Here is a 10,247-nt window from a genome sequence, read left to right as displayed (position 1 = left end):
TTGTCACGGAGTTGCAATCGCATGGTTACGAGACGTGTCGTCAAACTCACCGAGTTCGGCTCGCCACAGGTGCTATCGATCGTGACGGAGGAGCTTGCCTCACCGATGTCGGGTGAGGTGCGGGTTCGGCAAACGGCCATCGGCTTCAACTTCATCGACATCTACCAGCGCAAGGGCATCTATCCGCTTCCCCTGCCGACGGGCCTTGGCTTCGAGGCGGCGGGGGTCGTCGAAGCGGTCGGTTCGGGTGTCGCCCACATCCGAAGCGGCGATCGGGTCGCCTACATGAACGCCGGCGTCGGCGCCTATGCAGACCGTCGAAACGTCCCGGCCGACAAGCTTGTCGCGTTGCCGGACACGGTGAGCGACGAGGCTGCGGCGACCCTGCTGTTCAAGGGGATGACGGCCCAGTACCTCCTGCGCAAGACGCACGCCGTGCAGGCCGGCGAGGTCCTGCTGGTGCATTCGGCCGCCGGCGGCGTCGGGCAGATCCTGACGCGGTGGGCGACGGCGCTGGGCGCCACGGTCTTCGGTACCACGGGCTCTCCCGGCAAGCGGGAGACCGCGCTCGCCGCTGGGTGCGTGGATGTCATCGACCTCAACGATCCGGAATGGCCCGACGCCTTCCTAAGAGCGAGCGGCGGCCGAAAAGCGCGTGTCGTCTACGACGCGATCGGCAAGGACACCCTGATCAAGTCGCTCGATTGTGCGGCCCCGTTCGGTCTCGTCGTCTGTTACGGCGCCTCGTCCGGGAAGGCCCCGGCGGTCGATCCGGAGCTCCTCAACAAGAAGGGATGCCTCTTCCTGACGCGCCCCTCCGTCTTTCCCCACAATGCCGACCCGGCAACCTTCCGCGCCAATGCGGCCGACGTGTTCGCGGCCATCGCCCAGGGGCATGTCAGCGTCGACATCGGAGGCCGCTTCAGGCTCGATGACATCGTCGAGGCCCACGTCGCGGCCGAGGAACGTCGCTTCGGCGGCGCCCTGCTCATCGTTCCCTAGGCGGTCGCATCCCGGCTCGGCAACCGGCGCGCTCCGCGGCGGCGCCGGGTGAGGACCGGGCGCATCGCGCCCGGGACTTCCTGCCGCCCCCCTGACGACGGGCGAAACCACCCTAGATGGACCGGACGTCGCCTGCCGGAGGTCCGTGCCCCATGCATCCATCTCGACGCGCCTTCGTGGCAGGGGCCGGGCTGCTGCCCCTGTCGGGCCTGCTGCTCGCGCGGACGCCCGCCCCCGCCCGGGCGGAGACCGTCGGAGTGTTGCGTCGCCCCATCCCCTCCTCCGGCGAGACCCTCCCGGTGGTCGGCATCGGTACTTCGCGTCGCTACGAGGTCGAGCCGATTCCGGAGAAAGTGGCCCCCTTGCGCGAGGCGGTGCAGCGCTTCGTGGCCCTTGGCGGAACCGTGATCGACACCGCCCCGAGCTACGGCACGGCCGAGGACGTGCTCGGGATCATCCTCGGTGAGGACGGGCTGCGCGAGAAGGTGTTCCTGTGCAGCAAGGTCGGGACCCCCGGCCGCGAGGGGGGGGCTGCCGAGATCGCCCGCTCCTTCGCGCGGCTGAAGACGCCGGTGATCGACCTGATCGCGGTCCACAACCTGATCGACCCGGACGCGAACCTCGCGACCCTGCGCGAGCTCAAGGCGCAGGGGAAGATCCGGTATGTCGGCGTCACGGTCTGGCGCGACAGCCAGTTCCCGGACCTCGAAGCCCTGATGAAACGCGAGACCCTGGACGTCATCCAGGTGAATTATGCTCTCGACGACCGCCGCGCCGCCGAGCGCATCCTGCCGCTCGCGGCCGAGCGCGGCATGGCCGTGATGGTCAACGTGCCCTTTGGGCGCGACCGCCTGTTCAAGGCCGTGCAGGGCCGCGCGTTGCCCCCCTGGACCGCCGAGTTCGACTGCGCGAGCTGGCCGCAATTCTTCCTGAAATACGTCCTCGGGCACGCGGCGGTGACCTGCCCGATCCCCGGCATGGCCAAGGCCGCCTATGTCGAGGACAACCTCGGCGCCGCGCGCGGGCGGATGCCCGACGCCGCCCTGCGCACCCGTATGGAGGCCCTTGTCGATGCACTTTAACTCTGTCTCCCGCCGCGCGCTCCTGACGCTCGCGGCCGCGGGCGTTCTGGCTGCGGCGGTTCCGGCCGTCGCCCAGGAACCGGTGGCGAAGGAACCGGTGGCGAACGAACCGGTGAAGGCGGCGGTGCCGGCGCGGATCGGAATCATCGGGGCCGGAAACATCGGCGGCACCCTGGGGAGCTTCTGGGCCAAGGCCGGGCACGCGGTGATGCTCTCCTCCCGCCACCCGGAGGAGCTGAAGACCCTGGTGGAGGGCTTGGGCCCCAGGGTACGGGCCGGCACGCCCGCCGAGGCGATCGCCTTCGGCGACGTCGTGGTGGTCGCCGTGCCCTACAAGGCCTATCCGCAACTCGCCCGGGACTACGCCGCGGCCTGGGCGGGCAAGGTCGTCATCGACGCCGGGAACGCGACCCAGGCCCGTGACGGCGAGGTCTACGGGGAGGTGCAGGCGCAGGGCATCGCGGCGGTCTCGGCCAAGTATCTCGCCGGCGCCCGGATCGTGCGCGCCTTCAACTTCGCGAACTACAAGGTGTTCGCCAAGAACGCGCATCGCGATGGCGGCCGCATGGGCATTCCCCTGGCGGGCGACGATCCGCAGGCCCTCGCGACGGTGAGCCGGCTTGTCGAAGAGGCCGGGTTCGATCCCGTGGTGGTCGGTCCGCTGACCAAGGCGGACAGCTTCGCCATGGGCTCCCCGGGCTTCGGCCTGGAGATCACCGGGCCGGAACTGCGTTCCCGCCTCGGTGTCGCCCGGTGAATCGCGCCGCCGGTCCGGCGGCTCCGCCCGGCGGAACGCCTGACCGGTCCGCAGCCGCTTGGCTCGGGCGCCTCGTCGACGTCCGGCCCGGAGAGGCTCCGGCGCTCGCCTGGTCCTGGGCCTACATCTTCTCGATCCTGGCGGCCTACTACGTGCTGCGCCCGATCCGGGATCAGATGGGCATCGCCGGCGGCCTCGAGAACCTGCCCTGGCTGTTCACCGGCACCCTGGTCGGCATGCTGGTCCTGAACGTGCCGTTCGCCTGGCTGGTGAAGACGCTGCCCCGAGCCCGGTTCGTGCCCCTGACCTACCGGTTCTTCGCGGCCAACATCCTGCTGTTCGCGGGCGGCCTCTACGTCGCCGGTCCGGAGGGCGACGTCTGGATCGGCCGCGCCTTCTTCGTCTGGCTGTCGATCTTCAACCTGTTCGTCGTCTCGGTGTTCTGGGCCACGATCGTCGATGTCTTCTCCACCGAGCAGGGCAAGCGCCTGTTCGGCTTCATCGCCGCCGGGGCGACCCTCGGGGCCATCGCCGGCTCGGCGACGACGGCCATCCTCGCCCGCGACGTGCCGACCTGGGCCCTCCTCGTCGGCGCGGCCGTCCTGCTCGAGGCGGCCGTGTTCAGCATGCGCGGCCTCGCGCGTCTGTCCGACCGGCTGCACCGGGCGCCGGTTGCCGGGGACGCCGCGCCGGCGGAGGCGATCGGCGGGAGCGCCTTTGCCGGCATCACCCGCACGTTCCGCTCGCCCTACCTCCTCAACATCGGCCTGTTCCTGCTCCTGTTCTCCATCACGTCGACCTTTCTGTATTTCGAGCAGGCCGGCATCGCGAAGCGCAGCTTCCCCGATCGGGGGGCGCAGACGGCGTTCTTCGCCAGCGTCGACCTCCTGGTGAACGTGCTGACCCTCGGCGTTCAGTTTTTCCTCACGGGTCGGATCGTCCGGCGCATCGGCGTCGGGCCGGCGCTCGCCCTGCTGCCGGCGGCGAGCATTCTGGGCTTCGCGGCGCTCGCGGTCTCGCCCACGATCACCGCCATCGTGGTGTTCCAGGTCTTGCGCCGAGCCGGCAACTTCGCGATCGCCCGGCCGATCCGCGAAGTCCTCTTCACGGTCGTCCCGCGCGAGGATCGCTACAAGGCCAAGAACTTCATCGACACGGTGATCTACCGCGTCGGCGACCAACTCGGGGCCTGGTCCTTCGCGGGCATCGCCGCGCTGGGGCTCGGCTCGACGGCCGTCGCCGTGACGGCGGTTCCGCTCTCGGTGGCCTGGCTGGTGAACAGCCTCTGGCTCGGGCGACGGCAGGCCGAGCGTCAGGCGCGACAAGCGGAGGTCGCGGTGGCGCCGGATGGGCCCGGACGACGCGAGCCGTGAGCGGACCGTCAGCGTCCCACGCGGGACGGGATTTCCATGCGTGAGACTGGCCTCAAGCGCCGCTTCGGAACAGTCGCATTCAGGTGAGGTTGCTTCTTTTCAGGTCCGCGAAACCCGCAAGGCGCGACGTCTTTCGGGCGACCAAGTCCTGAGAAGCCTCGCTTACGTCAGAGACGTCGGCCGCGTTCCCTCCGGCCCCCACTGCTTTGCGAGGACGTGGAGCAGGAACCCGGCCAGCATCAGCAGCGTGACGGACAGGAAGATCAGCGGGGTGAAGGCGACGATCCGCGCCAGTTTCAGCAGCGTGGAGCCGGCCTGAAGGCCGCTGCCGTGGCGCGTGCCGCTCAGGTGGACGGCCGTGACGATCCAGATGACCGCGAAGCCGAGGAGGAGCGGCGGCGCACCGGGCAGAACGGCCTTGGCCTGCTGCCCGAACGCCACCGGTGCGGCGAAGCCGACGGTGGCCGAGAGCCGGCCGGCCATGAAACCGAAGGCTAAGCCGTACATCCGGGTGAGGAAATTGTACTCGCCGCTGGAGCGGGGAAACATCGTCGCGATCTCGGGCCAACAGAACGCCCCGCACAGGGCGACGCCGCCTCCGACGAACCAGAGCAACAGCCGCATGAAGCCGGACGTGATGTCCGTGACCTGGGACCCGAGACTGGTGAACACGCCGACGCCGATCATGTCGGCCACGACAATGGCGGTCGCGGTCAATGTCGAGACAGCGGCCGCACGGGCTTTCATGGCTGGTATATCGGCATCCCGTTCCGAGCGCTTCTAGGCCGGACGGAACTCCGGCGTTGGCGGCTTCTTGCCTCGCAGGATGCCAAGACGATGGAGTGTGCCATGGTTTCGGACGATAAGCCGACCGTCCCCGTTCTAAACGTGCCGCCCAAGGGCAAGTCCCTGGTCGACCGCCGTGTCAGCGACGATCCGGCCGAGGCCGGCCCGACCTCGCCCGGTCGCGTTGCTCCGTCCCAGAACCAGGGTCCGGAAACGGGCGGCTACGACGATCACTCGCCGAGCCGGCACCCAACGAACGAGAAGGGCGGCTACGGTGCCGGCTGAGGGACCAACGATGCCGGCCCAGGATCGTGCCGAATGATAAGCCCGAGGCCTGAAAGCCGGTGGCGACGACAGCCGCGAACGTGCGGCGCTCGCGAAAGGGTGAGGTCGGTGGGCCGGGGCCCGCATCAGATCCTCGAACAGCCGCTTCGCGATCCGGCGCCGGAACCGGCCCTAGACCGTGCGCCACGGCGGAAAGCCCGCACGCAGCACCCTGTCATTCAGGCGCGCCTCATTGATGCGTCCGATCTCGGGCTGGGCACATCCGCTCTCCACTCCGCCCCATCAGGCGAAATGTGTGTTTGCTAACGAAACGGATGTGACGGCTGGCGGAGGGCCTCAAGCAGGCTTCAACGACCACATTCGCGATCGTGGCCACTCCGCTCCTTCGGCGCCCGGTTGAGCGGCCTGTGTATCGGAGCGTAGCAACCTGCTCACTCCGCAGGACGATTGCGTAAGAAGCTAGGTGATCTGAATGGCTTAGTTCTGACAGTGGCTGGGGGACCAGGATTCGAACCTGGACTAGAGGAGTCAGAGTCCACTGTTCTACCGTTAAACTATCCCCCAAAATCCTCGCGTGGCTCGAGGATGGATCCGGTTGTTTCCGTCTGATCGGTGCGTCGCACCGGCCTGGATCGGCCCCGGTCCGTTCCGGTGGAGGGGCGATAGCATGGCTTTCCCGGAGGAGGCAAGTGTGGTTCGCCGGGTAATCGCGGGGGCCGGCGAACCGGGGAACGGGTCAGGCGGTGCCGGGTGGTGTCGCGCCGGTTTCGAGCATGGCGAGGGTGCGCAGGATCGCCAGGGCCACGATCTCGGAATCGGTGTCCCCTTCGGGCGTCGCCGGCAGGATCGCCACGGTGCTGACCTCGTCGTCGGACAGGAAGCCCACCACGACCTTGTAGACATCGCCCTCGGGGGCGTCCGCCTCGTGGACGAGGCAGACCCGGCAGCCATTCGCCTCCCCGTAGACGCGCTGCGTGAAGACCTGGACGCGCCGGGCATCGGGCTGTTCCGGTCGGCGCGGGGCGCCGAAGGTCGGGCGGATGATGTTGTCCATGGTCGTTCCTATAGCCGAACGGCCGCGCGTCGGGGAGACCCCCTCCGGCGGCCGTGCGAATCCAAGGTGACCCGCGAGGGCCGGCCGTCCGGCGCCGAAGACGATCCGGCCCGGGGTGGGTCGTGTCAGCGCGACAGGAGGGTTTCGGGGTCTTCCTTGGCGAGCTTGAGGAGGTTCTGGCCGTAGGCGGTCTTGGCGAAGAGCTTGCCGCGGGCGATGAGCTGCTCCTGGCCGATGAAGCCCTGCAGGTAGGCGATCTCCTCCAGGCAAGCCACCTGCAGGCCCTGCCGGTGCTGCAGGGTGCGCACGAACTCGGAGGCCTCCAGCAGGCTGTCGTGCGTGCCCGTGTCGAGCCAGGCATAGCCGCGGCTCATCCGCTCCACGTGCAGCTGGCCCCGCTCCAGGTAGGCCTCGTTGATGCTGGTGATCTCGAGTTCGCCCCGCGCCGAGGGCTTCACGGCTGCGGCGATGTCCACCACCTGGTTGTCGTAGAAGTACAGCCCCGTCACCGCCCAGGGGCTCTCGGGCTCCGGCGGCTTCTCGACGAGCCGCAGGGGCCGGCCCGCCTGGTCCAGGGTCACGACGCCGTAGGCCGCCGGGTTGTCGACGTGGTAGGCGAACACCGTGGCGCCCGTCGTGCGTTCGCGGGCGCGCTTGAGCAACGCGCTCATGCCGTTGCCGAAGAACAGGTTGTCCCCCAGCACCAGGGCGACGCTGTCGTCTCCGACGAACTCGGCGCCGATGATGAAGGCCTGCGCCAGGCCCTCGGGGCGGGGCTGCACCGCGTAGGTGAAGGACAGCCCGAACTGCTCGCCCGTGCCGAACAGGCGCTTGTAGTTGTCCAGGTGCTCGGGCGAGGAGATGATCAGGATCTCGCGGATGCCCGCCAGCATCAGCACCGAGACCGGGTAGTAGATCATCGGCTTGTCGTAGACCGGCAGCAGCTGCTTGTTGATCGACAGGGTCGCCGGGTGCAGGCGCGTGCCCGTGCCGCCGGCCAGTACGATGCCCTTCATGCCTGTGTCTCCTTGGGCTGCTGCCCGGGTCCGATCAGCCGGTCGAGGATGTCCTCCAGCGCCTCGGTCCAGGGCCGGGGGGTCAGGCCGTAGGCTTGTGCCAGGCTCTCGGTCGAGAGCTGCGAATTGGCCGGGCGCCGGGCCGGGGTCGGGAAGGCACTGGTGGGGATCGGGTCGACGGGAATGTCCCGTCCCCCGCGCCGGGCGGCGGCCGCGACGATGCGCTTCGCGAAGCCGCACCAGGTGGTGGCGCCCGCATTGACGAAATGATGCGTGCCCGTGGGCGCGCCCGGGTCGGCGGCGAGCCGCTGGGCGATCACGGCCAGGCCCGCGGCGAGGTCGCCCGCGCTGGTCGGGTTGCCGTGCTGGTCGTCGACCACGCTGAGACGGTCGCGCTCGGCCGAGAGCCGCAGCATCGTCTTGACGAAGTTGCCCCGGTGCGGGCTCACCACCCAGGCGGTGCGGATGATCGCGTGGCGCGGGTTGGCGCTGCGCACCGCCATCTCGCCGGCCGCCTTGCTGGCGCCGTAGACGCTCCTCGGGTTCACCGGCGTCTCGGGGGTGCAGGCGCCCGTGCCCGCCCCGTCGAAGACGTAGTCGGTGGAGACGTGGACGAGGGGGATGCCGGCCCGGGCCGTGGCGGCGGCCAGCAGCGCCGGCGCCACGGCGTTCAGGCTCCAGGCGGCGGCGATGTCGCTCTCGGCCTTGTCGACGGCGGTGTAGGCAGCCGTGTTGACCACCGCCGCGTAGGGGCGCTGGCCGAGGGCCGCCGCGAGCGCCGCCCCGTCCGTGATGTCGAGTTCACCGCGGGTCGGGGCGTGGAGGCGCACGTTCGCCTCCCAGAGGCCGGGGGCCTGCAGCTCGGTGCCGACCTGGCCGGCCCCGCCGAGGATGAGGATGTCCATGGGTTCCGACATCCGCGGTTCAGGCCTCCTTGGGGGCTAAGCCGAGGCCGAGGCGCTCGCCGGTGTAGCGACCCTCGCGGATCGGACGCCACCAGGCCTCGTTGTCGAGGTACCAGCGCACCGTCTCTTCCAGCGCCCGCTCGAAGTCCTTGGTCGGGTGCCAGCCGACCTCCGCCTCGGCCTTGCCGGGATCGATGGCGTAGCGCCGGTCGTGGCCGGGCCGGTCGGTGACGTAGGTGATCAGGCGGTCGTGCGGCGCCTGCTCGGGGCGCAACCGGTCGAAGGCGGCGCAGAGCGCCTTGACCACCGCGAGGTTGTTGCGCACCGAGCGTCCGCCGAGCAGGTAGGTCTCGCCGACCCGCCCCTTCTCCAGCACCGCCACGAGGCCGCGGGCGTGGTCCTCGACATGGATCCAGTCGCGCTCGTTCAGGCCGTCGCCGTAGACGGGCAGAGCCTTGCCCTCCAGCGCGTTGAGGATCATCAGCGGGATGAGCTTTTCGGGGAAGTGGCGCGGGCCGTAATTGTTCGAGCAGTTCGTCACCAGCACCGGCAGGCCGTAGGTCTCGTGCCAGGCCCGGGCGAGGTGGTCGGAGGCCGCCTTCGAGGCCGAGTAGGGCGAGCGCGGGTCGTAGCGGCTCTCCTCGGTGAAGAACCCGTCCGGCGGCAGCGAGCCGTAGACCTCGTCGGTGGAGACGTGCAGGAAGCGGAACGCCGCCTTGGCCTCGCCCGTCAGCCCGTCCCAGTAGGTGCGGGCGCCGTCGAGCATGACCTGGGTGCCGACCACGTTGGTGCGGATGAAGGCCCCCGGGTCGGTGATCGAGCGGTCGACGTGGCTCTCGGCGGCCAGGTGCATCACCGCGTCGGGCCGGAACGCGGCGTAGAGGGCGTGCACCGCCTTCGGATCGCAGATGTCGGCCTCGACCAGGCGGTGCTTCGGGTTGTCGGCCAGCGGCTGGAGCGAGATCGGGTTGGCCGCGTAGGTCAGCGCGTCCAGCGTCGCCACCTCGTGTCCGAGGTCCTGCACCAGGTGCAGGACCAGTGCCGATCCGATGAAGCCGCAGCCGCCGGTAACCAAGATGCGCATGGGGGTAGGGTCTCTTAAGGAATCGGGCCGGGCCCGCGGCCCGGATGACATGTTCTCAGAACGGGGGCGAAAGTTCGGCCAGCCGCGGCGCGACCCGGTCCTTGTCCGAGAGCTGCGCCTCGGCCTCGGTGACGGGCCAGGCGATGCCGAGCGCCGGATCGTTCCAGAGCAGGGCCCCGTCGTGCTCGGGGCTGTAGACCCCGCCGGCCACCTTGTAGGCCACCATGGTGTCGGGCACGAGGGTGCAGAAGCCGTGCCCGAAGCCGATCGGCACGTAGAGCTGCTCGCCGGCCTCCGCGTCGAGTCGCACCGCCACGTGCTGCCCGTAGGTGGGCGAATCGCGCCGCAGGTCGACCGCGACATCGAGGATCGCGCCGGACAGGACCCGGATCAGCTTGGCCTGCGCCATCGGGGCCCGCTGGAAGTGCAGCCCCCGCACGGTGCCTTGAGGTGCCGAGAAGGACTGGTTATCCTGGATGAAGACGTCCGCGATGCCGGCCTTCGCCAGCACATCCGCCCGGTACGTCTCCGAGAACCAGCCCCGCGCGTCGCCGAACCGCTTGGGAACGATGCGCCGCACGACCGGGATGTCGGTCTCGATCACCTGCATGGAGGACAATCCTCGGAATTTGGAAATGCGATCGTTCTAGGCGATTTTTGGTCGTGTCCTGTCAAGAGGGAGGTCGATTTTTGGTTGCTCCCTCTCGCGCATAGTTGCGCCAAGGGTCTCGGCGCGAGATGCTGCTGTCGTGTTTTCGACACAAGCATCTGACAGCGCAGGTTGGAGCATCGGATGCACGATGTGTTCCTGCGTTTTTCGAGCGAGCCATGCGCGAGCAGGAATGATCGGACGAGAAATACAGATGAGTGAGATTCTGTTCCTTGGTGGAACCTGTGGTGAAG

11 protein-coding genes and 1 tRNA gene are annotated in these 10,247 nt (G+C 69.1%); 5 read left to right on the top strand and 7 right to left on the bottom strand.

Annotated elements, in window-relative coordinates; all coding sequences use genetic code 11:
• Positions 1-21: 21 nt before the first annotated feature.
• The 4 genes from K2X24_RS23745 to K2X24_RS23730 all read left to right on the top strand — a co-directional run bounded on the left by K2X24_RS23745 (position 22) and on the right by K2X24_RS23730 (position 4,214).
• Entirely contained in the window at positions 22-1,002 is a 981-nt protein-coding gene (locus K2X24_RS23745; RefSeq protein ID WP_292501758.1) for a quinone oxidoreductase, read from the top strand.
• 152 nt (positions 1,003-1,154) lie between these two features.
• A complete protein-coding gene (locus tag K2X24_RS23740; RefSeq protein WP_292501755.1) occupies positions 1,155-2,084 on the top strand; it encodes an aldo/keto reductase in 930 nt (309 codons plus the stop codon).
• Positions 2,074-2,841, top strand: coding sequence for an NAD(P)-binding domain-containing protein (locus K2X24_RS23735; protein ID WP_292501754.1), 768 nt, complete (start codon positions 2,074-2,076; stop codon positions 2,839-2,841). The genes K2X24_RS23740 and K2X24_RS23735 overlap by 11 nt, the downstream gene beginning before the upstream one ends.
• A complete protein-coding gene (locus K2X24_RS23730; protein ID WP_292501752.1) occupies positions 2,838-4,214 on the top strand; it encodes an MFS transporter in 1,377 nt (458 codons plus the stop codon). Before K2X24_RS23735 ends, K2X24_RS23730 begins: the two co-directional genes overlap by 4 nt.
• 162 nt (positions 4,215-4,376) lie before the next feature.
• Here K2X24_RS23730 and K2X24_RS23725 read toward each other — a convergent pair whose 3' ends face one another.
• Positions 4,377-4,961, bottom strand: coding sequence for an amino acid permease (locus K2X24_RS23725; RefSeq protein WP_292501750.1), 585 nt, complete (start codon positions 4,959-4,961; stop codon positions 4,377-4,379).
• Positions 4,962-5,063: 102 nt separating this feature from the next.
• Here K2X24_RS23725 and K2X24_RS23720 point away from each other — a divergent pair, with 102 nt between their 5' ends.
• Complete coding sequence (locus K2X24_RS23720; RefSeq protein WP_292501749.1) at positions 5,064-5,285, top strand: hypothetical protein; 222 nt, start codon at positions 5,064-5,066, stop codon at positions 5,283-5,285.
• Between the two features lie 490 nt (positions 5,286-5,775).
• Here the strand turns inward: K2X24_RS23720 and K2X24_RS23715 are convergent.
• The 6 genes from K2X24_RS23715 to rfbC all read right to left on the bottom strand — a co-directional run bounded on the left by K2X24_RS23715 (position 5,776) and on the right by rfbC (position 9,954).
• Positions 5,776-5,849, bottom strand: a tRNA-Gln gene (locus K2X24_RS23715).
• Positions 5,850-6,021: 172 nt separating this feature from the next.
• On the bottom strand, positions 6,022-6,339 hold the full coding sequence (locus K2X24_RS23710; protein ID WP_292501747.1) for a hypothetical protein: 318 nt from the start codon (positions 6,337-6,339) through the stop codon (positions 6,022-6,024).
• Between the two features lie 125 nt (positions 6,340-6,464).
• The gene (gene rfbA / locus K2X24_RS23705; protein ID WP_292501746.1) at positions 6,465-7,355 is read right to left on the bottom strand and encodes a glucose-1-phosphate thymidylyltransferase RfbA; all 891 of its coding nucleotides are present in this window, start codon (positions 7,353-7,355) and stop codon (positions 6,465-6,467) included.
• The gene (gene rfbD / locus K2X24_RS23700) at positions 7,352-8,260 is read right to left on the bottom strand and encodes a dTDP-4-dehydrorhamnose reductase (RefSeq protein WP_292501744.1); all 909 of its coding nucleotides are present in this window, start codon (positions 8,258-8,260) and stop codon (positions 7,352-7,354) included. The genes rfbA and rfbD overlap by 4 nt, the downstream gene beginning before the upstream one ends.
• Positions 8,261-8,279: 19 nt before the next feature.
• Positions 8,280-9,344, bottom strand: coding sequence for a dTDP-glucose 4,6-dehydratase (gene rfbB, locus K2X24_RS23695; RefSeq protein WP_292501741.1), 1,065 nt, complete (start codon positions 9,342-9,344; stop codon positions 8,280-8,282).
• A gap of 55 nt (positions 9,345-9,399) precedes the next feature.
• The gene (rfbC, locus tag K2X24_RS23690; protein ID WP_292501740.1) at positions 9,400-9,954 is read right to left on the bottom strand and encodes a dTDP-4-dehydrorhamnose 3,5-epimerase; all 555 of its coding nucleotides are present in this window, start codon (positions 9,952-9,954) and stop codon (positions 9,400-9,402) included.
• Positions 9,955-10,247: the final 293 nt, after the last annotated feature.

The sequence above is a fragment of the Methylobacterium sp. genome, from assembly GCF_019750675.1.
GTDB lineage: Bacteria > Pseudomonadota > Alphaproteobacteria > Rhizobiales > Beijerinckiaceae > Methylobacterium.
This window is presented reverse-complemented; position numbering and strand designations above follow the sequence as displayed.

Coding starts and splice junctions, on each gene's coding strand:
- K2X24_RS23745 (WP_292501758.1), top strand. CDS start 22: ATGGTTACGAGACGTGTCGTCAAACTCACCGAGTTCGGCTCGCCACAG.
- K2X24_RS23740 (WP_292501755.1), top strand. CDS start 1,155: ATGCATCCATCTCGACGCGCCTTCGTGGCAGGGGCCGGGCTGCTGCCC.
- K2X24_RS23735 (WP_292501754.1), top strand. CDS start 2,074: ATGCACTTTAACTCTGTCTCCCGCCGCGCGCTCCTGACGCTCGCGGCC.
- K2X24_RS23725 (WP_292501750.1), bottom strand. CDS start 4,961: ATGAAAGCCCGTGCGGCCGCTGTCTCGACATTGACCGCGACCGCCATT.
- K2X24_RS23720 (WP_292501749.1), top strand. CDS start 5,064: ATGGTTTCGGACGATAAGCCGACCGTCCCCGTTCTAAACGTGCCGCCC.
- K2X24_RS23710 (WP_292501747.1), bottom strand. CDS start 6,339: ATGGACAACATCATCCGCCCGACCTTCGGCGCCCCGCGCCGACCGGAA.
- rfbA (WP_292501746.1), bottom strand. CDS start 7,355: ATGAAGGGCATCGTACTGGCCGGCGGCACGGGCACGCGCCTGCACCCG.
- rfbD (WP_292501744.1), bottom strand. CDS start 8,260: ATGGACATCCTCATCCTCGGCGGGGCCGGCCAGGTCGGCACCGAGCTG.
- rfbB (WP_292501741.1), bottom strand. CDS start 9,344: ATGCGCATCTTGGTTACCGGCGGCTGCGGCTTCATCGGATCGGCACTG.
- rfbC (WP_292501740.1), bottom strand. CDS start 9,954: ATGCAGGTGATCGAGACCGACATCCCGGTCGTGCGGCGCATCGTTCCC.